Raw genomic sequence first — 22341 nt, 5'->3', positions numbered from 1 at the left:
GGCACATCGGCTCTCTCGTCACAACAATCCAACCCGGCGAATGCAGCAACTATTTTGCAAACGCAGGATACGCTTCCGTCAAAACATGAAACGCTCTAGCCACCATCGTTTCATATCCGAAATGAAATTGATTGCAAATGGAGGCGAACGTGATACGTTCTCGCTGTGACATGTCTGACGATGGACCCAGCGGCTTGTTCGCCCTGTTTGTTGCGACAAAGTTAGCCCGCACCCGGACCAATCGAGGACGGTTTTTTTCATTGCATAAGTCAGCCGTAGCCAATCTAAGCCGGCAAGACGGGTGCAACGCTAAAAAATTTGTGCAGTTGGGGAAAGCTGTACGGGATATTCCGGGAATTTCGGCCCTCATTCCGGGATTTTGGTCCCTCTACGTTCCCTTGCACGGACCTAAGGCTGGCAAGAAGAACGTAAGGTTTCCCTGAAAAATCAAGGAGGTAGCTGGCGACCCCTGCAGGATTCGAACCTGCGACCACCTGCTTAGAAGGCAGGTGCTCTATCCAGCTGAGCTAAGGGGCCATAGGGCCATGCCGCAAGTCACCTCGCGGCTGCCAACACATGCCTGAAACCGCCGTCAAACTCAATGGGCGGCGTTCAATAAGTGCCTGCTTCAGTGAGTCCAGGGCTGGATGCGGTTGAAGCGGAAGTTGTCGGAATAGGACACGACCTGACGGATAGGATCCTTCGGCAGGATGACCCGATAGTCGATATCGTTGCGCTTGGCGTAGTCTTCCGCCTGCTCCTGCGTCTCGAACGTCAGCTTGAGCTGCTGACGCGTATCGGCCGACGAGGTGTATCCCATGATCGGATCGATCTTGCGCGGAATTTCCTGATCGAATTCCAGAACCCAAATGTGGGTCTTGGCCTTGCCGGATTGCATGGCGGTCTTTGCGGGACGATAAATCTTGGCAGGCATTGCTGCAGCGCCTCCGAATAAAGCGGGAGCGACCCGCCTCTTTGCTTCATTTGTCTTGCCGCGGCCCTTCAAGGCCGAGCGCATGTCAGTTTTGATTAGCCGCGAATCCCTTGGTTTTCAAGCAAAAACGCGGTGGAAAATCGTGGTGGCCGATGCGGCGTTCAAACTGTGCTTTGCAGAGCCTTGCTCGGAAGGCCATCGGGTGAAATTACACCGGATTTGGCAACACGCCTGGTTTGGGAGCAGAGGCTGGGAGTGAGCAACGTTTCAACATAGCACATTTTCTCGCCCGAACACTATTTCGGCCAGCGGCGCATCGATTCATGCGCAGAATTTCGGCTGCCGTTGTAACAGGCGATATTTTACAGGGAGTTGAAGAGAATTAAGTGGTCGGAGTGGAGAGATTCGAACTCCCGACCCTCTGGTCCCAAACCAGATGCGCTACCAGACTGCGCTACACTCCGTACCGTCGCCATGATCACTGGAATATCGCCTTCAGGCAACTGGATCATGTCTTGGTTCCGTACCGCCGGACACCAATCCTGCGGAACGAGTGGGGAGATACACGGTTCACCTGCCCGCTGCAACAGCTAAAATCACGGCAAGCCGGTCTTTCCCCCGGCGAAAAATCTATTTGGCGAGTTTTGCGGAAATAGTGCCGCTCGTTACCGTGTCGCCGACGGCAAGGCCAAGTTTCCTGACGATTCCGCCGTTCAGCTCGATGACATAAGCAACCGGTCCGTTGGAACTGATGATCGCTTCGGAATAAGGCACGGCCTTTTCCTGGATGTGGGTGACGACACCCTTCTGGTCCAGAAAGAGCATGTCCAGCGGCAGCTTGGTGTTCTTCATCCACATCATGACGGGCCGCGACGTGCCGAAATCGAACAGCATGCCGTGGTCGGCCGGCATCTTGTCGCGATACATCAGGCCGAATTCCAACTGCTGCGGCGTCAATGCCAGTTCCACGGTGAATTTATGGGTCTGACCTTTGGCCGATGCGATCGAAAGCGGCTCCGAATCGAAAGCCATGGCCTGCTGCCCCGCCGCTTGCGCCGCGAAGGAAGAGGACTGCGCTGCGGCTCCAACGAGAAAAAGCGCCAGAGTGGCGCTTTTCAAAATCTTGAGAAACAAGTCTCTTTTCATCTTAGTGCGGCCGCGTGACCGGGCTTGGCGCATCCGGATGGATTTCCGCCGCCATCAGGCCCTTTTCGCCGGGCCCAAAGCGGACGAGCACCACCTGCCCCGGCCGCAGCTCGGCCAAACCGAAGCGGCGCAGCGTTTCCATATGCACGAAGATGTCCTCGGTGCCCTCGCCGCGCGTGAGGAAGCCGAAGCCCTTGGTGCGGTTGAACCACTTGACGAGCGCCCGCTCCAGGCCGCTGGTCGCCGTCACCTGTACATGCGTGCGCACCGGCGGCATCTGCGATGGATGCACGGCGGTCGATTGATCCATGGAAAGGATCTTGAAAGCCTGATAGCCGCGCTCCCTGCGCTGGATCAGCGCAACGATGCGAGTACCCTCGAGAATCGTCTGATAGCCGTCTCGGCGCAGGCACGTCACATGCAGCAACACGTCCTGCATGCCGTTATCCGGCACAATGAAACCGAAGCCCTTGGCGACATCGAACCACTTGACGACGCCTGAGATTTCGATGAGCTCGACGGTATCGCCCGACATCTCCTCGAAGTCGACAACTCCCTTCGATGAAATTCTGTCACCCATCCTAGCCAGCCCTCGATTACGCGTCACACTGTTACGGTTAACTGATTCCCTGATATCAAGATTAACATCTTGGTAACGGAAAAGCGCAAGTCCTAGTTTTCGTTTATTCCCACCCTTAGATTATTGCTCCAAGACTTGCGCGAAGCTGGTGCTTCGATCGAAAATCCGGCCAGCTCAACATTAAGAGAGGAAATAGAATGCGTTATCTCCATACGATGGTTCGCGTCACCGATCTCGACGCCTCGTTGCATTTTTATAGCACCTTGTTCGGGCTTACCGAAACCCGCCGCTACGAAAACGAGAAAGGTCGTTTTACGCTCGTTTTCCTTGCAGCCAGCGAGGATGCCGAATCATCCCGCAGCAATGGCGCCCCCAGCCTGGAACTGACCTACAACTGGGATCCGGAAGAATATAGCGGAGGACGCAATTTCGGCCACCTTGCCTACGAGGTCGACGATATCTACGCGACCTGCCAGAAGCTGATGGACAACGGCATCACGATCAACCGCCCGCCGCGCGATGGTCACATGGCTTTCGTGCGTTCTCCGGACGGCATTTCCATCGAGATCCTGCAGAAGGGCGCCGATCTTCCCTCTGCCGAGCCATGGGCCTCCATGCCCAATACCGGCTCCTGGTAAGGCGCTAGCTTTCGCGAGGCTTACGGCACGCGCGGAGCCATCCGTTTCGCGCTTGCCGCCCATGCCCATCCTCCGGCATGCTTGGACGACTCGAAGCATCATGCATCGGATATTGCGCGGTCATCGTTCCCTGTCGGCGCGCGCGATATCGTCGTCCCTCGCAGGAGGCCGTTCCGATGCAAACCTTTCTTGCAGGGGACGTCCCATGTGCGATCAACAGATTTTATACGGCGGGAAGAAGCTCGCAAGCACTATTGCCATCATCGCTTCATTTGTGATGATCGCGGGCTGTGCAACGACGGGCAAAAAGCCGGTGGAGACATCGGAAGCGGTGCCCGCCGCGCAGCCGACAGCCGCCGAACAACTCGCAGCCGACATGAACAGCAAGGCCGATGCCCGGCGGCGTAAAGCCGACGGCACCTATCGCGACCCGATGGTGCACAGCGTCAACGGCACGCGCCAGCAGATGGTTGCGCAGCAGAATCAGGCGCTCTATCCAGCCCCCGCGACCGCAGCGACGCCTGCGGATGGACAGACCGGCATCGCCGGTCTGGTTACGCAACCGACGGCGGTCAACGCCAACAGAACCAGCATCTTCGCCGCTCCGCCGCCCATCGCCGTCAATCCGGACGGAACGCTTGCCAAGAACCAGCCGGACGGCACGCAGGCCATCACGCCGATGATGCGCAGCGTCTACAGCACGCCGCCCAACGCGATGCAGGCCGCCGCGCCACAAACGATGGGTGCCGTCAGCGCCCCGAATGGCCGCACGTCCGCCGATGTGCTGCCGCCACCCGTCATTCGCAATGCAACCGCACCCGCGGCGAATTCGAAGCAGCCGGTTGCGCAGGTGACATCCTCGGGAGTGATGGCCGCACCAAACCCGAATGTCCGCGAGCTGAACGGCAGGCAGGCGGAGGCTCTGGCGCAGTTCATAGCCTCGAAGAACCAGCCTCAGAACGGCAAGCTGCTGGTGCAGCCGGTACAGGGCGCGAGCGGCCAGTAAAGGGCCCGTGTTTCCAGGGAATCTTCGATGTCGCCGGCAACGTCCTGTTAAGTCTCACTTATTCACAGCCGGCGGCAGTTTCACCCATCTGTCATTTTTTCCACAAAAAAGCAAAATTGCCGCTTGCGGGATTGAAATCACCCCGCTATAAGCGCGCCACACAACAGCTGAACGCGCCCTTCGTCTATCGGTTAGGACGACAGATTTTCATTCTGTAAAGAGGGGTTCGACTCCCCTAGGGCGTGCCACTGTTGTTCTTCTCCCCGTCATGAAATCATCGTGCTACCGCTTGCGGACACAATAGGATATTCCTATCTAGGTCGTGCGGCATGCGCCCTTCGTCTATCGGTTAGGACGACAGATTCTCATTCTGTAAAGAGGGGTTCGACTCCCCTAGGGCGTACCAGATCGCGATGGCTCGAGGTTTTCCACAATCGCCTCGAAAAATCTTCGTCTAGTCATGGATTTTTCTGGGATTTTTCGCGATTTTCCGCTTGCGAGAATGAAAGGTGCTGACTATAAGGGCGCCACAGCACGCGCCCTTCGTCTATCGGTTAGGACGACAGATTTTCATTCTGTAAAGAGGGGTTCGACTCCCCTAGGGCGTGCCACTGCTTCCCTCCCCGACATTGTTGATTTTGCTTTGAAAAAGCAAAGCCGTCATGAGTTTTCAGAGAGCTTTTGCAGCGTCCGTAACGCGAAGCTGCACGCGCCTGCTTCCCTGCCAATGATCGGCGCCGAGCGTGCCCGCAACATGGATCTGCGCGCCACGGGAAGACATCAATAGCTCGCCCAGCGGTGTCTCCGCCGCACGGAAGGCTATGCCATCCACACGGCCGCCATCCTGCGCTTCGAGCGTGATCTTGATATGCGACTGACCGACCAGGCGCGAATCGCGCAGCCTGTGGCTCGGCAGAGCAAAAATGGGCTGCGGATGGCCCGAACCATAGGGACCGGCCGTCTCGAGCCTGTCTATGAGTTCCACGGTCGCGCCGCTTGCGCCGAGCGCGCCATCGATCTTCAGCGTCTCGTTGGCGACCAGACCGGGCACCTGCTTCTCTGCCTTTTCGGTGAAGAAGGCACGCAGCTTTCCGAGATTGCTTCGTTCCACCGTCAGGCCTGCCGCCATGGCATGGCCGCCGCCCTTGACCAGCAGACCGGCGTCGACGGCGGCACGGACCATGCGGCCCATGTCGAAGCCATTGATGGAGCGACCGGACCCTGTGCCCTTCCCCGCCGAATCGAAAGCGATGGCAAAGGCCGGGCGACGGAACTTGTCCTTGAGGCGCGAGGCTATCAGGCCGACTATTCCCGGATGCCAGTTCTCCCGCGCCGTGACGATGACGGATGCGCCGTCGCCATTGCCATATTCCGCCAGCGCCTCGCCCTCGGCCTCCTGCAGCATGGCGGCTTCCATGGCCTGCCTTTCGCGGTTGAGATCGTCGAGCTTCGCGGCGATCGTCTCGGCCTCGCCGGCATCCTCCAGCGTGAGCAGGCGCGCGCCGAGCGCGGCATCGCCGATGCGGCCGCCGGCATTGATGCGCGGGCCGATCAGGAAGCCGAAATGATAGGGTGTAACCGGGCCGGCGAGCCCCGCCTTGCGAAACAGCGCCGCAAGCCCGAGATTGCCTTGGTGACGGGCAGCGATCAGCCCCTTGACCACATAGGCGCGATTGAGCCCTTTCAGCGGCACCACATCGCAAACGGTGGCCAGCGCGACGATATCAAGCCAGGCAAGCAGATCGATTGAGCGCACGCGGGAGTCACCCGCTTCGCGCAGCAGCCGCAAGGCGGCCACCAGAACCATGAAGACGACGCCGGCGGCACAGAGATGTCCCTGCCCCGACAGATCATCCTCGCGGTTCGGATTGACGAGGGCATGGCACGGCGGCAATTCGTGCGCGACCTGATGGTGATCGATGACGACGACGTCGATGTTGCGTGCCTTCGCCACCTCCAGCGACTCGAAACTGGTGGAGCCGCAATCGACCGTGACGATCAGTGTCGCGCCATTGTCGATGAGCTGGCCGATGGCGGTGGGATTGGGGCCGTAGCCTTCGAAGATGCGATCGGGAATATAGATGCTGGCCGGTACACCGAAATGCGTCAGGAAGCGATAGAGCAGCGCCGAGGAGGCTGCGCCGTCGACGTCATAATCACCGAAGATCGCGACCGTCTCGCCCTTCCTGACCGCGTGCAGAAGGCGCTGTGCAGCCTTTTCGCAATCGGTCAGCAGATGCGGATCCGGCATCAGGCCGCGAATCGTCGGATCGAGAAACGCCATGGCTTCGTCTTGCCCGACGCCGCGCCCGGCCAGCACGCGAGCAATCAGCTCCGGCAGGCCATGCGTCTGCGCAATGGCCAGCGCCCTGTTCTGCCCGGCCTGATCGAGCCTGGAAACCCAGCGATTGCCCGAAACCGAGCGCTCGACTCCCAGAAACGCCCGCTGAACTGGATCGACCGGTTGCTCCACCATCTCTCCCGGAATTTGCGGGCGGCGTCTCTGCGAGATACGCCGCCGCTGTCGGATTATTCTTTCGGCCGCTCGATGCGGATGACCTGTGGTTCGCCGACGAGATAGCCCTCGTTCTTGATGGAGGCAACCGCCTTGCGCACCGAATCCTCGGTCGTTGCATGGGTGACGAGGATAATCGTCTGGTGATCGGAAGGCGCCAGATGCTGTTTCGAGCGCTGGACGATCGATTCGAGCGAGATATGATTTTCCGCCATACGGGTCGCGACGCTTGCGAAGACGCCCGTGCGGTCGAGAACGGTCAGGCGGATGAAATAGCCGCCTTCGTGGCTCTGCATCTGTGCCTTGCGGTAGGGCTCGAGCGCCTTGGCCGGATGACCGAGCACCGGCACGCGCTGCTCGCCCGGGCGGCTCTTGGCGATATCGGCGATGTCGCCCAATACGGACGAGGCGGTGGCATTGCCGCCGGCACCGGGGCCGACCATCAGCAATTCGCCGAGAATGTCGGATTCGATCGCGACCGCATTGGTGACGCCATCGACCTGGGCGATGACCGAGTCGAGCGGCACCATGGTCGGATGCACGCGCTGCTCGATGCCGGTTTCGGTGCGCTGGGCGACGCCGAGCAGCTTGATGCGGTAGCCGAGATCGGCGGCGGCGCGGATATCCTCGATGGAGACGTTGGTGATGCCTTCGAGATAGATATCGTCGGCAGCGATGCGGTTGCCGAAGGCAAGCGTCGTCAGAATGGCGAGCTTGTGCGCGGTGTCGTTGCCCTCGATGTCGAAGGCGGGATCGGCTTCGGCGTAACCGAGCCGTTGCGCTTCCTTCAGGCAATCGGCGAAGGACAGGCCCTCCTTCTCCATCCGGGTCAGGATGTAGTTGCAGGTGCCGTTCATGATGCCGTAGACGCGCGAGATCGTATTGCCGGTCAGGGATTCGCGCAGCGCCTTGATGACAGGAATGCCACCGGCGACAGCCGCTTCGAAATTCAGCAGCACGCCCTTCTCTTCGGCGATCTGCGCCAGCTCGACGCCGTGATAGGCAAGCAGCGCCTTGTTGGCGGTGACGACGTGCAGGCCGCGCGCAAGCGCGGCGCGCACCGCAGCATTGGCGGCACCCTCGGAACCGCCGATCAACTCGACGAAAACGTCGATATCGGCCTTCTGCGCCAGATCGACCGGACCGCCGAACCATTCGATGCCTGTCAGATCGATGCCGCGATCCCGCGTGCGATCGCGCGCGGTGACGGCGACGATCTTGACGGGACGGCCGCAGGTAACGGCAAGCTCGTTAGCGCGGCTCTGGATGATGCGGACGAGCGAGGCACCAACGGTACCCAAGCCCGCAATGCCGATTTTGAGGGCATCTGCCATGGAAAATTCCTGATCAGTATGGGAAGCGGCAGCCGCAAAAGCGGCTGCCGCACAATATTACGAACGGTGAGCGTTCAGCGAAATGACATTATGCATCGTCTCATCCGCGGTGGAGAGGAAGCGCTTGAGATTGCGCGCCGCCTGGCGGATGCGATGTTCGTTCTCGACAAGCGCGATGCGGACGTAATCGTCACCCTGCTCGCCGAAGCCGATGCCGGGCGCAACGGCGATATCGGCCTTCTCGACCAGAAGCTTGGAGAACTCCAGCGAGCCGAGATGACGGAACTTTTCCGGGATCTTCGCCCAGGCGAACATCGTCGCGGCCGGCGGCGGCACGTCGAAGCCGGCCTTGCCGAAGCTGTCGACCAGAACGTCGCGGCGGCGCTTGTAGATGCTGCGCACTTCGGCGATGTCGGAACCGTCGCCATTCAGCGCGTGGGTCGCGGCCACCTGGATCGGCGTGAAGGCGCCGTAATCGAGGTAGGACTTCACGCGCGTCAGGGCTGCAATCAGGCGCTCGTTGCCGACGGCAAAGCCCATGCGCCAGCCGGGCATGGAGAAGGTCTTCGACATCGAGGTGAACTCGACGGTCACATCCATCGCACCCGGAACTTCCAGCACCGACGGCGGCGGCGCGTCGTCGAAGTAGATTTCCGAATAGGCGAGATCCGACAGCACGATGATGTCGTGCTTCTTGGCGAAAGCGATGACTTCCTTGTAGAAATCCAGCGTCGCCACATAGGCCGTCGGGTTCGACGGATAGTTGAGAATCAGCGCCAGCGGCTTCGGGATCGAGTGACGCACGGCCCGTTCCAGCGGCGGGAAGAAGCTGTCGTCCGGCTCGACCGACATCGAGCGGATGACGCCGCCGGCCATCAGGAAGCCGAAGGCATGGATCGGATAGGTCGGGTTCGGGCAGAGAATCACGTCGCCCGGAGCCGTGATGGCCTGTGCCATGTTGGCGAAGCCTTCCTTGGAGCCGAGGGTAGCGACCACCTGCGTATCGGGATTGAGCTTCACGCCGAAACGGCGCGCGTAGTAGGCGGCCTGGGCACGGCGGAGGCCCGGAATGCCCTTGGAGGAGGAATAGCGATGCGTGCGCGGGTCCTGAACCACTTCGCACAGCTTGTCGACGATCGCCTTCGGGGTCGGAAGATCGGGATTGCCCATGCCGAGGTCGATAATGTCCGCCCCGCCCGCTCGCGCGCTCGCTTTCAAACGATTGACCTGTTCGAAAACGTAGGGCGGCAAACGCCGGACTTTATGAAACTCTTCCATTTCTTTCCCCATGGGACAGCGGCCCTCAAAACCGCGCTGAAGTTCGTTGATCTCCCGGCCAGCCGCGATACGAACTTGGACTCGCGGCGCCGCAACCATGCTGACTCGAAAGATAAGGTGAATCTTGGGCGATCATGCACGCAAAGTACAATTCGCCGGGCAGATACATCCAAATTCGGCCTATCCGAACGCTTTGCGTCCAAATCGCCTGAAACGCAAGGCTAATTCTGCGCCGGGGCCGGCTGGACGCCCTGCTGCTGGATTTCCTGCAGCGTATCCTGGCCATGGTCGGCCGCCAGCTTGCGCATCTCGGCGACGCGCTTCTGGTACTCGGCCTCCGAGATCGTGCCGGCCTTGCGCTGCGAGCCGAGCGCCGTCAGCTGCTTGACCATGTCGCCGGCCTGCTGATCGTTGATCTGCACGTTTGCAGCTGTCGGCGGCGCGTTGAAAGAAGGGTAGCCGTCCTTGTAATGCTGCTGCGTGCTGGTTTCCTCGACCTGGCTACCCTTGGCGGGTTTTACGATCACGGCCTGCGGCGGCTGCTTGCGCTTGGCGTATGCCGCCTTTTCCTCAGGCGTCGAACAACCCGCGAGCGTCAACGCGAGAATCCCGCACATTGCACCGCAGAGTACGGAATACCGGTTCAGTCTTGCCACCATGCCGCCGCCCATAATTGTCGTCCTGCCCAATTCCTTGCCTTGGGTTGCGACTGTTAAATTTGTCGCAGCGTCAAAGCAAGAGCAGGGTTGCGTTTCATTCGACTTGTATTCCTTTTCCCGCAAGATGTACAAATGGAAAACAAGACATAGCTGCCGCCGGGAGGATGATGCGTGACCGACAGCAAGCGGGATAACAATGAAGGTAATGGCGGCTTTCCCGGCTTCGACCCGAAGTCAGTCGAGCCTTACATCGTCAGGGATCCCGAAGCGATGGCCGTCAACTTTGCCCGCGCGCTGGAAAATCTCGGCAAGGCGGCCTCCGCATGGCTCGCGCCGCGCGAGCGCGGCGAAAAGATAGATACGGTTGCCGATCCTTTCGCCGACATGGTCAAGACGCTTTCCAAGGTCGGTGAATACTGGCTTTCCGATCCTCGCCGGACCCTCGAGGCGCAGACCCACCTTCTCGCGGGCTATTTCAGCCTGTGGACGAAGACCATGCAGCGCCTCGGCGGCGATTCGTCGGCCGAAGCCGAAGTCGAGCCGGTCAGGGATAAGCGTTTTGCCGATGAAGACTGGCAGAAGAACCCCTTCTTCGATTTCCTGAAACAGACCTATCTCCTGACGGCCGGCTGGGCGGAAAAGCTGGTCGGCGATGCCGAAGGGCTGGACGAACACACCCGTCACAAGGCGGCGTTCTACACCAAGCAGATCACCGCGGCGTTTTCGCCGACCAATTTCGTCGCGACGAATCCGCAGGTCTATCGCGAGACCATCGCCTCGAATGGCGAAAACCTGGTGCGCGGCATGAAGATGCTGGCGGAGGATATCAGCTTCGGTCACGGCGAACTGCGCCTGCGGCAGACGGATATGACGAAATTCGCCGTCGGCCGCGACATGGCGCTGACCCCCGGCAAGGTGATCGCGCAAAGCGAGGTCTGCCAGGTTATCCAGTATGAGCCGGCGACGGACAAGGTGCTGAAGCGGCCGCTGCTGATCTGCCCGCCCTGGATCAACAAATTCTACATTCTCGATCTCAACCCGCAGAAATCCTTCATAAAATGGTGCGTGGAGCAGGGTCACACCGTCTTCGTCATTTCCTGGGTAAACCCCGATCAGCGTCATGCGGCGAAAGACTGGACCTCCTATGCGCGCGAAGGCATCGACTTCGCTCTGGAGACGGTCGAAAAGGCGACCGGAGAACAGGAAGTCAACGCGGTGGGATATTGCGTCGGCGGCACGCTACTGGCGGCCACGCTTGCGCTCCACGCCAAGGAAAAGAACAAGCGCATCCGCACCGTGACCTTCCTGACGACGCAGGTGGATTTCACCTTCGCCGGCGATCTCAAGGTTTTCGTGGACGAGGAGCAGATTTCAGCGCTCGAAGAGCAGATGAGCACCATCGGCTATCTCGAAGGCTCGAAGATGGCGACGGCCTTCAACATGCTGCGCGCCTCCGAATTGATCTGGCCCTATTTCGTCAACAACTACCTGAAAGGCCAGGAACCCCTGCCCTTCGACCTTCTGTTCTGGAATGCCGACTCCACGCGCATGGCGGCTGCCAACCACTCCTTCTACCTGCGCAACTGCTACCTCAACAATGCATTGAGCCAGGGCAAGATGGTGCTCGACGGCAAGACGCTGTCGCTGAAGGATGTGCGCATTCCGGTCTATAATCTAGCGACCCGCGAGGATCATATCGCTCCGGCCAAGTCGGTCTTCATCGGCAGCCAGTGCTTCGGCGGCCCCGTGGAATTCGTCGTGACGGGCTCCGGTCACATCGCCGGCGTGGTCAACCCGCCGGACAAGCACAAATACCAATTCTGGAGCGGCGGCCCGACGGATGGCGGCTATGAAAACTGGCTGGCGCAGGCAAACGAGACGCCTGGCTCGTGGTGGCCGCATTGGCACGCCTGGATTCTGACGCAAGATCACCGCATGACCGCAGCGCGCCAACCGGGCGGCAAGGCCCTCAATGCGCTTGAGGAGGCACCAGGCAGCTTCGTCATGGAACGGGCCTAGACGATCGTAACGCCATGCTCTTCAATTCGCCTCTCGTCCCAGCCCGCCTGATCGCGCGTTACAAGCGTTTCCTTTTCGATGCCGAGCTGGGGGACGGAACGTTCATCACCGGCTCATGCCCGAATACCGGATCGATGCTCGGGCTGACGGCGCCGGGCTCGCGCATCTGGCTCTCCGAGCATGAGGGTGGCAAACGAAAATACCGGCACGTCTTCGAACTGATCGAAGCAGACGGCACGACTGTCGGCGTCAACACCGGCATGCCGAACCGCGTTGCGGCGGAAGCGATCGCGCTCGGACAGGTGTCCGATCTCGGCGACTACACGACGGTACGGCGCGAGCAAAACTACGGTCGCAATTCCCGCATCGATCTGCTCTTGACCGACCCTTTGCGGACAACCACCTATGTCGAGGTGAAGAACGTCCATTTCATGCGGCAGCCGGGCCTTGCTGAATTTCCCGATACCGCGACGGCCCGCGGCGCCAAGCATCTCGAAGAGCTTGGCGATATGGCAGAGGCCGGTTATCGTGCCGTCATGCTGTTCGTGATCCAGCGCAACGATTGCGATCGCTTCCGCATTTGCGGCGATCTCGATCCGGTCTATGCCAGGGCCTACGATCGGGCTTTGGAGCGCGGCGTCGAAGTATATGCGCTGAAATGCAGGGTTTCACCGACGGAAATCGCCCCTGCCGGGTTGATCCCGATAGACGAACCCGGCATAGCTGCATTACATACCAGTATAAAGATTTCTGCTGAAGGCTAGTCATGGTGAATTACATCGAAGCGGCAACCGCGCCGGCGAAGAATACGGGCGCTATCCGCATCTACGGCGAGGATGCCTTTGCCGGAATGCGCAAGGCTTGCCAGCTGACCGCCCGCTGCCTCGACGAACTGGCCGCGATCGTCGAGCCGGGTGTGCCCACCGATGTCATCGACCGCTTCGTTTTCGAATTCGGCATGGATCACGGCGCCTATCCGGCGACGCTGAACTATCGCGGCTACATGAAATCCTCCTGCACCTCGATCAATCATGTCGTCTGCCACGGCATTCCCAACGACAAGCCGCTGCGCGAGGGCGATATCGTCAATATCGACGTGACCTATGTGCTCGACGGCTGGCACGGCGATTCCAGCCGCATGTACCCGGTCGGTGAAATCAAGCGGTCGGCCGAACGCCTGTTGGAAGTCACCTATGAATCTCTGATGCGCGGCATTGCCGCCGTGCGCCCCGGCGCCCGCACCGGCGCCATCGGCGAAGCGATCCAGACCTATGCCGAGGGCGAACGCTGCTCGGTCGTGCGTGACTTCTGCGGCCACGGTGTCGGCAGCCTGTTCCACGACTCGCCCAATATCCTGCACTACGGCCGCGTCAATGACGGCCCGGAACTGCGCGAAGGCATGATCTTCACCATCGAGCCGATGATCAATCTCGGCAAGCCGCATGTGAAGGTGCTCGGCGACGGCTGGACCGCCGTTACCCGCGACCGGTCGCTCTCGGCGCAGTACGAGCATACGGTCGGCGTCACCGCGACGGGCTGCGAGATCTTCACCCTGTCGCCCGGCGGCCTCGACCGCCCAGGCCTGCCGCCGCTGCAGGGATAATTCATGGCGAAACGTCCCGCTTCCTCCAACGGACATGGCGACATGCCCCTCGATAGAGGCGGGAAGGCGGAGACTTTGGAAGAAGCTCCGTTGCTGGACGAACGGCTCTTCTTCGCACCACAGGTTGCCAGACCTGCCTCACAGGCCGGCAAATCCGCGCCGGCAGCCAGACCCGCCCCCACGAACGCCGAAGCGCATTATCACGGTCATCGCGAACGTTTGCGCAATCGCTACCGCGACGGCGGCGATGCGGCGCTGGCCGATTATGAAATTCTCGAGCTGCTGCTTTTCCGGCTCATTCCGCGTCGCGACACGAAGCCGATCGCCAAGGCACTGCTTGCCCGCTTCGGCTCGCTCGGCGGCGTGTTCGGCGCTCCCGTCAGTCTCCTGACCGAGGTCGGCGGCGTCGGCGATGCGGTCGCGCTCGACCTCAAGCTGGTCGCCAGCGTCGCGCAACGCATGCTGAAGAGCGAATTGACGGGCAAGCCGGTGCTCTCCTCCTGGAAATCGCTCATCGACTATTGTCATGCCGCCATGGCGCACGAAGCGCGCGAGCAATTCCGCCTGCTGTTTCTCGACAAACGCAACGCACTGATCGCGGATGAAGTGCAAGGCTTCGGCACGGTGGATCATACGCCGGTCTACCCGCGCGAAGTCGTCAAGCGCGCACTGGAACTGTCAGCCTCCGCGGTGATTCTCGTCCACAACCACCCGTCGGGGGATCCGACCCCGTCTCGCGCCGATATAGACATGACCAAGACGATCATCGATACCGCCAAGCCTTTGGGCATCACGGTTCACGATCATGTTATCATCGGCAAGAACGGCCATGTCAGCTTCCGCGCTTTGCGGCTGATTTGAAATTGTCGCGCCTGCGATAATCCTTCTTCTTAATTTTTCCTCACATCCAATTGAGTTAAAATAATTATCCAATTCGACCTGCTTCAGAAACCTCCGAAGCAGCTCCCAAACTCACCCCTTCAAGCTCCCCTTTCCGCTTTCAGCTCAGCGTCAGAATGATCTGGCAGAAGGATCGCCGCGTTCCGGTCGGCAAATCCGTCGGCGGAAGCCCTTGTTTTGATTTGGCCAATCCGCCTGTGCGGCCGGCCTGCATGGAGCTTGCATGCTGAAGATATCGCCGACGTCCGCCCGCCGCCTTCGCCGTGCCGGCCGTGGAGCATTGATCGCTCTGGGCGCCTTCGTCGCTATCGCTGGCGGCTTCTATGCTCACATGCTCTGGACCACGAACTTCCATCCGGTCATTGCGGGTGAACTTTATCGCTCATCGCAGCCGTCGGCCGCGACGATAGCAGCCTTCCAGAAGCAATACGGCATCAAGACCATCATCAACCTGCGCGGCGACAATAGCGGCCGTCACTGGTACGACAAGGAAATCGCCGAGGCGAAAGAGCTCAATATCAACCACATCGATTTCCGCATGTCTTCCAACCGCGAGCTGACGCAGGAACAAGCCGCACAGCTCGTCGAGATCATGCGGGATGCGCCCAAGCCGATTCTCATTCATTGCCAGGCCGGCGCGGACCGCACTGGTCTTGCCTCGGCGCTGTATCTTGCCGCCATTGCCAAGGCGAACGAGACGACGGCGGAAAACCAGATGTCAATCTATTACGGCCATCTTCCGCTGTCCTTCACCCGCGCCTATGCCATGGACAGGACTTTCGAGAAGCTCGAACCCTGGCTTGGCCTCTCTGCCTCCTGATCTGCGGGCACTTCCTGTTAGATAATCTGTAACATTGAGCAGCTACCGGTTGACGGAGGATGTTGCATTGCGACATTGATTCCCTGTTCAGTCATCCGAGGCTTCCTGATGGACCAATTCGATCTCCTAGTCGTGGGTAGCGGCCCTGCCGGCCGCAGAGGCGCTATCCAGGCCGCCAAACTCGGCAAGAAGGTGCTCGTCATCGAGCAAGGCAAACGCGTCGGCGGCGTCTCGGTCCACACCGGCACCATTCCCTCCAAGACGCTGCGCGAAACCGCACTCAACCTTTCCGGCTGGCGTGAACGCGGCTTCTATGGCCGCGCCTATCGCGTCAAGCAGGAGATCAGCGCGGACGACCTGCGTCGTCGCCTGCTGATTACCCTGGACCACGAAGTCGAGGTGCTCGAACATCAGTTTGCCCGCAATCGCGTCCAGCACATACGGGGCAAGGCGAGCTTCGTCGATCCGCAGACCATGCAGGTCGTCAAGGATGACGGCGAGGTCGTCACCGTCTCCGCCGCCAGCATCCTCCTTGCCGTCGGCACGAAGCCCTTTCGACCGGACTACATGCCCTTCGACAGCAAGACGGTGCTCGATAGCGATGAACTGCTCGATATAGAGCAGCTGCCGCGCTCGATGGTGGTCATCGGCGCCGGCGTCATCGGGATCGAGTATGCGACCATCTTCAGCGCCCTCGATACGCAGGTGACGCTGATCGATCCGAAATCGACCATGCTCGATTTCATCGACAAGGAGATCGTCGAGGATTTCATTTACCAGCTGCGCGATCGCAACATGAAGCTCCTGCTCGGCCAGAAGGCGGAGAAAGTGGAGCGGCAGAACGGCAAGGTCGAACTGACCCTCGACAACGGCCGCCGCATCACCACCGACATGGTTCTCTTCGCCGCCGGCCGCATGGGAGCGACCGATACGCTCAATCTCGCTGCAGCCGGCCTCGAGGCCGACAATCGCGGTCGCCTCAGCGTCAATCCGGAAACTTTTGCGACAAAGGTGCCGCATATTTTCGCCGCAGGCGATGTCGTCGGCTTTCCGAGCCTTGCCTCCACCTCGATGGAACAGGGCCGCATCGCTGCCCGCGTCGCCGTCGGCGCGATCGCCAAGGAGCCGCCGAAATACTTCCCCTACGGCATCTACGCCGTGCCGGAAATCTCCACCTGCGGCCTCTCCGAAGAAGAGGTCAAGGAGCGGCATATCCCCTACGAATGCGGCATAGCGCGTTTCCGCGAGACCTCGCGCGGCCATATCATGGGCCTCGACACCGGCCTGCTGAAGATGATCTTCTCGCTGAAGACGCGCCGCCTCCTCGGCGTCCACATCGTCGGCGAAGGCGCAACCGAGCTGGTGCATATCGGCCAGGCCGTGCTGAACCTCAAGGGCACCGTCGAATATTTCGTCGAGAACACCTTCAACTATCCGACGCTCGCCGAAGCCTACAAGATCGCCGGCCTCGATGCGTGGAACCGCATGGGCGATATCAAGTCGGAGCTTTAGATTCGGGCAATATTGACGATGCCGGCAGGGCTTATTACTCTGTCGGCATGATGAGCATTCTCAACATCGCTTCGGTCTTCTTCATAAGCCGCTGATCCCCAGGGCTTCCAGCCAAATGAAGACGAGACCGCCCGAGCAGCCATAGGGCCGCAGGCTGGTCTATGCCGAAACAGCCGTAATGCCCACGCGGAAATGGGCGAGAGACGGCGCGACGATTGGGAAAGATTTCACATGCCATCCCAGCAACAGTATCCGGCTGCGCTTTCCAGCGCACAGCTGAACGACTTCATCGAACATGGTTTCGTACGCATCGACGGCGCGTTTTCAGCGAAACTCGCCGAAGAGGCGCGCGCCATCATGTGGCGCGATCTTCCATGCAATGAGCATGATCCGGCAAGTTGGACGCTTCCGGTCATCAGGCTGCCGGGCTATGGAGGTGAACCGTTCCGTACTATCGCCAACATGCCCATTCTCCATACAGCCTTCGATCAATTGGTCGGCCGCGGAAGATGGCTGCCGCGAGACGGCCTCGGCACATTCCCCGTACGCTTTCCGCACCCTGATGATCCGGGCGATGCCGGCTGGCATGTCGATCTCAGCTTCCCCGGCGACGATTGCGATCCGCACGAGCAAACGGATTTCTCAGCGTGGCGCGTGAATATCACCTCACGAGGGCGCGCGCTGCTGACGCTGTTTCTGTTTTCCGATATCGGTGAGGATGATGCGCCGACCCGTATTCGCGTCGGTTCCCACATGGACATGGCGCGCTATCTCGAGCCGGCGGGAGAGCAAGGGCGCTCGCGCATGATGCTCGAGCATATGGGAGCTTATCGCCCTCAAGCCCTCGCGACGGGAACAGCAGGAACTGTCTATATCTGCCATCCCTTCCTCATTCACGCCGCCCAGAAACATCAAGGCAGCACGCCGCGCTTCATGGCACAGCCTTCGATCGGACTCGCTGAGCCCTATCGATTGGAGCGACCAGATAATGCCTATAGTTCGGTGGAAATCGCCATCCGCCGTGCATTGGGTAGGGAATAGTCCATCGAGCCCGTAGCAGGTGGCCCCTCACTCCAGCCCTCTCCCCGCTTGCGGGGAGAGGCAGTCGTTGCACAACAAAAAAGCCCCGCCGCGAACGGCAGGGCTTCATTTCAGTCCGGAAGAAAGTCCGATTACTCGGCGCTGTCTTCAGCAGCCTTCTTCTTCGGAGCGGCTTTCTTCTTCGGAGCGGCGGCTTCTTCGCCTTCGGCGGCAGCTTCCGTTGCTTCAGCCTTGGCAGCCTTTTTCTTCGGAGCAGCCTTCTTGGCAGCCGGCTTGTCTTCTTCTTCGTCGTCTGCGAGCAGCGCTTCCTTGGAAACGGTCTTGTCCGTAACGTCGACTTCGGTCAGCAGATGGTCGATGACCTTTTCTTCGAAGATCGGCGCGCGCAGGTTAGCGGAAGCGCCCGGCGTCTTGCGGAAGAATTCCAGGATTTCCTTTTCCTGGCCCGGGAACTGCTGGAGCTGAGCGTAAAGAGCGCGCTGCAGTTCGTCTTCGCTGACTTCGACGCCGGCCTTTTCGCCGATTTCGGAGAGAACGAGGCCGAGGCGAACGCGACGCTCTGCGAGCTTGCGGTATTCTTCGCGAGCCTTCTCCTCGGTGGTGTCTTCGTCTTCGAAGGTCTTGCCCGATTCGCTGAGATCGGTTTCGATCTGGCGCCAGATGCTGGCGAATTCAGCTTCGACGAGCTTCTGCGGCGTGTCGAACTGATACATTTCGTCGAGCTGGTCGAGGATCTGACGCTTGACCTTCTGGCGGGTGACCGAGCCGTACTGGCTTTCGATCTGGCCGCGAACGATTTCCTTCAGGCGGTCGGCGGATTCGATGCCGAGCTTGGAAGCGAGTTCGTCGTTGATCTCGACTTCGCCCGGAGCGGCAACTTCCTTGACGTTGATGTCGAAGGTGGCTTCCTTGCCGGCAAGGTTCTTGGCCGGGTAGTCCGCCGGGAAGGTTACGGTGATGACCTTCTCATCGCCAGCCTTGAGGCCGACGAGCTGCTCTTCGAAGCCCGGGATGAAGCGGTTGGAGCCGAGAACGAGCTGAGCGTCCTCGTCCTTGCCGCCGTCGAAGGCTTCGCCGTCGACCTTGCCGAGGTAGTCGATGGTGACGCGGTCGCCATCGGCAGCCTTGCCCTTCTTGGCTTCGTAGCTGCGGGCGCTTTCGGCGATCTTGAGGATCTGCTCGTTGACTTCGTCTTCGCTGATTTCAGCGACTTCGCGGGTCACCTTGATGCCGTTGACCGGCTTCAGCTCGATGGCCGGGATGACTTCGTAGGACAGGGTGAATTCGAAATCGGCCTCGGCGGAGAGGATCTTTTCTGCCTCGTCCTGGTCTTCGGTCATGGCGATTTCAGGCTGCGTTGCCGACTTTTCGCCGCGCTCGGTGAGGATCGCCGGCGGCTGGTCGCGCACGATTTCGTTGACCAGATCGGCCATGATCGACTTGCCGTAGACCTTCTTCAGGTGCGAGACCGGAACCTTGCCCGGACGGAAGCCGTTGATGCGGACCTTGTCCTTGACCTCCGCCAGGCGCTCGTTCATGCGCACTTCCATGTCCTTGGCCGGGATGACCACCTTGATTTCGCGCTTCAGCCCTTCAGCGAGCGTTTCGATAACCTGCATTGTCCTACCTTCATTCATGGCGGCCGTGCCCAGACAGCCGTTCGTTTCGATGAGCACGACGCCGGAAAATCCCGAGCGTGGCTTGGATGCAATTCTCTTTCATCTTGCAAGAGCGCCGCGCCTTCGAACGAACGCGCAAAAGGCAGCTCTATCCCGTTACGGGCCAAAACATCTGATCCACTTTCTATTCGAAAGCGGGATGCTCTGGGCCAGATGGCGCGTCCTGCGGCATATTGGAAGACAGACTTCATCAGCCTCCCCCGTCCACAAGACAGTGTTGGTGCGGGTAGAGAGACTTGAACTCCCACGCCTTGCGGCACCAGAACCTAAATCTGGCGTGTCTACCAATTTCACCATACCCGCGTTCCTAAAACCGCATGGCGATGCCTGCCCATGGGGCCTTCCGGAGCGCGGCGTCTCTATATCACCCGTTTCAAACCACGCAAAGGAAAAATGACGGTTCCGCGACGACGCCCAAAGCTTATCGGCGTCTTCGGGCGGATATCGTCAGTAGAGCGGCTCCTCGTAGACGGATTTGCCGTCGAGAAGCAGGCTTCTGATATGGGCGGCGCCATCCGAAGACACGCGAGCCGCTATGGCGACGCGGTTGTCGTTGCGGGCGCTTTCGATATCGTGGCCCTGACCCTCGGGCACGTAATAGCGCTCTATGCCGTAACTCACGCTGATCGCCGCCTGCGACGTGTCGGCGGAATCGCCATAGGAGACATAATCGAACGGCAGGCTCTTCAATATGACCGTATCGGGCTTGGGCTCCAGCGTGCCGAAAGACGATTCGGCGATGCCCCAATAGCCGTCATCCTGCTTCTTCAGGCGGACGGAGAGAACCTGGTTGCTCAGGCTCTCCTTCGGCGGGCCGCCGACCAAGGTCGAGACGGGAACGCGGGAAATATCATAATTCAGGATCACATAGTCGCCACGCAGAAGATCGCGCGGATCGACGGGCGCCGTCTTCAGGATGACCTCGACGCCGCTTCGCAAGCCCCATGCGCGTTCTCCGACCATATAGCCGAGAACCGCGGTCTGCAGGGCCGCCACGACGATGGCTGCAAACCATAGGCGGCTGGCGGCGATGACGACATTCTTCCCGGCCATGTCGGTCATGCTCGTGTCCCCTGGCCGTTATGATCCGAAAAGCGCCGCTCCAGCTGAATGACCAGCCACGCGGCAATCGCCACAAGCAGGCCGGCGACAAGGAAGAAGCCGGCCGTGCCGATGATCGAGCCGATCGTTTCGCTGGCGAGGTAGAGAATCTCGCAGGCGAAGACGAAATAGGCGAGATAGCGCACCGCGCCGTTGTCGCGGCCACTCAGGGCGATAGCGATCACCGAGCCAGCCAGCGTCGCCGCCGCGATGAGGATGAGCGGCAGCTTGTCTTCGACCCATACATTATTTTCAAAGGAGCCGTTGCTGATCTCGGCATGCACCAGGAAGAAGCCGATCGCCGCGATCAGAAACGTGTAGAAGGCCGGCGCCGCGCCGGCCGTTCGCGCAAAGGGCGCCAACGGCGACACGGGGATGCTGACGGCCAGGAAAGCCGCAAATCCGGCGGCGGCGAACAGGATGGCCGCATTCAGCCCCTCTTGCTGGCCAAAAAGCCATGTCAGCCAGCCCACGAGCATCAGATAGGCCAGATGCCGCGCCGCCGGCGCATCGGCATACCGCACAAGGGCAATCAAAATAACGGCCATCAGCGGCGGCACCCACGGCATGATGCCGTACCATTGATCGGAATGCCCCCAGAGGTAGAGGCCGCAAAAGGCCCAGGCGAGAAAGCCCGCAAGCCCGACCTGAGCCGCCGAGCGAAACAGCGCCGCCACGATGCAGGCCGCAACGAACCAGACGATCATCATCCTCAGTTCATCGCCGGACAGATTGTACATCTGGCCCACGAGCGCCATGGCGCCGCCGAAGCTCAATGTACCGAGAATCAGCAACCCGGATGCCAGGACGGATCGTCCCTGCGCCAGCAGATATGCCGATGCCAGATAGAAGGCCCATATCATCGCGACGAGACCGAGAAGGCGCACGATCCTTGGAATTGCCTCCCAGTTTGCAGACACGAACAGCAATATGGCCAGACCGAGAAGCACGGCAGCGATGATGGTCAGCACGCGGCCGGCACTGAAACTCGTCTGGCGGCCGTCATATTCACGCAGAATGGCCTGCGCCGTCGCCGCATCGACCAGACCCTTGCCGGCCCAGATTTTCAGATCCCGTTCCAGCCTGCCTCTGTACATGCCCGGCTCCCTCGCGACGATTCCACTTGCGACAGAGTTAGCACAAATCGGGGCGCAATCGATGCGTGCCTCGCGCAGCGTTCGGCCATCTCTCCACTCCGCACGAATACGTCCCGTATTAATACAGAATTAAGGGCTTATTCGGCATTATGGGGGCCGGTATTGAGATACCCATAAGAGCCATGCACTCAATTCATGCCTACCATGAAATTATTGCGCTGCACAAATTCAAAAAATCATACTATTGAATAGACAACAAACACGGCGGTGGCGAGCCGGACCGACGCAGATCGGAGCTAGCCTGGGGAATGAAATCCCGACACGATATTCGGAGCTGCATACTCCTCCTCCCAATGCGCTCCGATCGATTGACGACACTCCTCCTCCCAAGTCGTCAATCACTACAAATGACGCCCACCGCACCTCCTCCCGCGGTGGGCGTTATTTTTTGTCCAAGCTAAATCGTTTGAATGACCCAA

At 60.1% G+C, this 22341-nt stretch carries 20 protein-coding genes and 6 tRNA genes; 13 read left to right on the top strand and 13 right to left on the bottom strand.

The annotated features are described in order from the left end of the window. Window positions 1-460: 460 nt before the first annotated feature. Window positions 461-537: transfer RNA gene (locus ACQZ6J_RS28050), tRNA-Arg, on the bottom strand. Window positions 538-628: 91 nt separating this feature from the next. Continuing rightward, entirely contained in the window at window positions 629-934 is a 306-nt protein-coding gene (locus ACQZ6J_RS28045) for an ETC complex I subunit (RefSeq protein ID WP_163985898.1), read from the bottom strand. Here ACQZ6J_RS28045 and ACQZ6J_RS28040 point away from each other — a divergent pair. Then, on the top strand, window positions 924-1193 hold the full coding sequence (locus tag ACQZ6J_RS28040) for a hypothetical protein (protein WP_449086489.1): 270 nt from the start codon (window positions 924-926) through the stop codon (window positions 1191-1193). The genes ACQZ6J_RS28045 and ACQZ6J_RS28040 overlap by 11 nt on opposite strands. Before the next feature lie 128 nt (window positions 1194-1321). Here ACQZ6J_RS28040 and ACQZ6J_RS28035 read toward each other — a convergent pair. The 3 genes from ACQZ6J_RS28035 to ACQZ6J_RS28025 all read right to left on the bottom strand — a co-directional run bounded on the left by ACQZ6J_RS28035 (window position 1322) and on the right by ACQZ6J_RS28025 (window position 2660). Further along, window positions 1322-1398, bottom strand: a tRNA-Pro gene (locus tag ACQZ6J_RS28035). A gap of 166 nt (window positions 1399-1564) precedes the next feature. Beyond that, window positions 1565-2080, bottom strand: coding sequence for a DUF192 domain-containing protein (locus tag ACQZ6J_RS28030; protein ID WP_449086488.1), 516 nt, complete (start codon window positions 2078-2080; stop codon window positions 1565-1567). A gap of 1 nt (window position 2081) precedes the next feature. Then, complete coding sequence (locus ACQZ6J_RS28025) at window positions 2082-2660, bottom strand: cold-shock protein (RefSeq protein ID WP_015339721.1); 579 nt, start codon at window positions 2658-2660, stop codon at window positions 2082-2084. A gap of 197 nt (window positions 2661-2857) precedes the next feature. Here ACQZ6J_RS28025 and ACQZ6J_RS28020 point away from each other — a divergent pair, with 197 nt between their 5' ends. The 5 genes from ACQZ6J_RS28020 to ACQZ6J_RS28000 all read left to right on the top strand — a co-directional run bounded on the left by ACQZ6J_RS28020 (window position 2858) and on the right by ACQZ6J_RS28000 (window position 4915). Next, on the top strand, window positions 2858-3298 hold the full coding sequence (locus ACQZ6J_RS28020) for a VOC family protein (protein ID WP_163985900.1): 441 nt from the start codon (window positions 2858-2860) through the stop codon (window positions 3296-3298). Between the two features lie 205 nt (window positions 3299-3503). Next, entirely contained in the window at window positions 3504-4304 is an 801-nt protein-coding gene (locus tag ACQZ6J_RS28015; RefSeq protein WP_449086487.1) for a hypothetical protein, read from the top strand. A gap of 173 nt (window positions 4305-4477) precedes the next feature. Continuing rightward, window positions 4478-4552, top strand: a tRNA-Glu gene (locus tag ACQZ6J_RS28010). 83 nt (window positions 4553-4635) lie between these two features. Further along, window positions 4636-4710: transfer RNA gene (locus ACQZ6J_RS28005), tRNA-Glu, on the top strand. A 130-nt stretch (window positions 4711-4840) separates the two neighbouring features. Continuing rightward, window positions 4841-4915 (top strand) — tRNA-Glu (locus tag ACQZ6J_RS28000). Window positions 4916-4974: 59 nt separating this feature from the next. Here ACQZ6J_RS28000 and recJ read toward each other — a convergent pair. The 4 genes from recJ to ACQZ6J_RS27980 form a co-directional block, all read right to left on the bottom strand. Next, on the bottom strand, window positions 4975-6780 hold the full coding sequence (gene recJ, locus ACQZ6J_RS27995) for a single-stranded-DNA-specific exonuclease RecJ (RefSeq protein WP_449086486.1): 1806 nt from the start codon (window positions 6778-6780) through the stop codon (window positions 4975-4977). A gap of 53 nt (window positions 6781-6833) precedes the next feature. Continuing rightward, window positions 6834-8153: a homoserine dehydrogenase gene (locus ACQZ6J_RS27990; RefSeq protein WP_163985902.1), complete on the bottom strand. Its 1320-nt coding sequence runs from the start codon at window positions 8151-8153 to the stop codon at window positions 6834-6836. Window positions 8154-8210: 57 nt separating this feature from the next. Beyond that, window positions 8211-9431 carry an LL-diaminopimelate aminotransferase gene (locus tag ACQZ6J_RS27985; RefSeq protein WP_163985903.1) on the bottom strand — a complete coding sequence of 407 codons (1221 nt, stop codon included), beginning with the start codon at window positions 9429-9431 and terminating at the stop codon, window positions 8211-8213. Window positions 9432-9652: 221 nt separating this feature from the next. After that, window positions 9653-10102 carry a hypothetical protein gene (locus tag ACQZ6J_RS27980; RefSeq protein ID WP_449086493.1) on the bottom strand — a complete coding sequence of 150 codons (450 nt, stop codon included), beginning with the start codon at window positions 10100-10102 and terminating at the stop codon, window positions 9653-9655. A gap of 159 nt (window positions 10103-10261) precedes the next feature. On the opposite strand from ACQZ6J_RS27980, the gene ACQZ6J_RS27975 reads away from it, so the two are divergent. From ACQZ6J_RS27975 to ACQZ6J_RS27945, 7 genes are all read left to right on the top strand, one after another. Next, the gene (locus ACQZ6J_RS27975) at window positions 10262-12109 is read left to right on the top strand and encodes a PHA/PHB synthase family protein (RefSeq protein ID WP_449086485.1); all 1848 of its coding nucleotides are present in this window, start codon (window positions 10262-10264) and stop codon (window positions 12107-12109) included. A 14-nt stretch (window positions 12110-12123) separates the two neighbouring features. Beyond that, window positions 12124-12873, top strand: a complete 750-nt coding sequence (sfsA, locus tag ACQZ6J_RS27970; RefSeq protein WP_449086484.1) for a DNA/RNA nuclease SfsA — start codon at window positions 12124-12126, stop codon at window positions 12871-12873. A gap of 2 nt (window positions 12874-12875) precedes the next feature. Continuing rightward, window positions 12876-13712, top strand: coding sequence for a type I methionyl aminopeptidase (map, locus tag ACQZ6J_RS27965; RefSeq protein ID WP_047634638.1), 837 nt, complete (start codon window positions 12876-12878; stop codon window positions 13710-13712). Window positions 13713-13754: 42 nt separating this feature from the next. Further along, a complete protein-coding gene (radC, locus tag ACQZ6J_RS27960; protein WP_449086492.1) occupies window positions 13755-14573 on the top strand; it encodes a RadC family protein in 819 nt (272 codons plus the stop codon). A gap of 262 nt (window positions 14574-14835) precedes the next feature. Beyond that, entirely contained in the window at window positions 14836-15432 is a 597-nt protein-coding gene (locus tag ACQZ6J_RS27955) for a dual specificity protein phosphatase family protein (RefSeq protein WP_163985907.1), read from the top strand. 108 nt (window positions 15433-15540) lie between these two features. Continuing rightward, complete coding sequence (gene sthA / locus ACQZ6J_RS27950) at window positions 15541-16944, top strand: Si-specific NAD(P)(+) transhydrogenase (protein WP_163985908.1); 1404 nt, start codon at window positions 15541-15543, stop codon at window positions 16942-16944. 231 nt (window positions 16945-17175) lie between these two features. After that, window positions 17176-17985: a phytanoyl-CoA dioxygenase gene (locus ACQZ6J_RS27945; protein ID WP_449086483.1), complete on the top strand. Its 810-nt coding sequence runs from the start codon at window positions 17176-17178 to the stop codon at window positions 17983-17985. A gap of 131 nt (window positions 17986-18116) precedes the next feature. Here ACQZ6J_RS27945 and tig read toward each other — a convergent pair whose 3' ends face one another. The 4 genes from tig to ACQZ6J_RS27925 all read right to left on the bottom strand — a co-directional run bounded on the left by tig (window position 18117) and on the right by ACQZ6J_RS27925 (window position 21862). Then, entirely contained in the window at window positions 18117-19604 is a 1488-nt protein-coding gene (gene tig / locus ACQZ6J_RS27940; RefSeq protein WP_449086482.1) for a trigger factor, read from the bottom strand. 278 nt (window positions 19605-19882) lie between these two features. Continuing rightward, a tRNA-Leu gene (locus ACQZ6J_RS27935) sits at window positions 19883-19967 on the bottom strand. Between the two features lie 144 nt (window positions 19968-20111). Then, entirely contained in the window at window positions 20112-20717 is a 606-nt protein-coding gene (locus tag ACQZ6J_RS27930) for a GDYXXLXY domain-containing protein (protein ID WP_449086491.1), read from the bottom strand. Between the two features lie 5 nt (window positions 20718-20722). Then, window positions 20723-21862 carry a DUF2157 domain-containing protein gene (locus ACQZ6J_RS27925; protein ID WP_449086481.1) on the bottom strand — a complete coding sequence of 380 codons (1140 nt, stop codon included), beginning with the start codon at window positions 21860-21862 and terminating at the stop codon, window positions 20723-20725. Between the last annotated feature and the right edge of the window lie 479 nt (window positions 21863-22341).

It is taken from the genome of Rhizobium sp. A37_96 (assembly GCF_053521765.1).
This window is presented reverse-complemented; position numbering and strand designations above follow the sequence as displayed.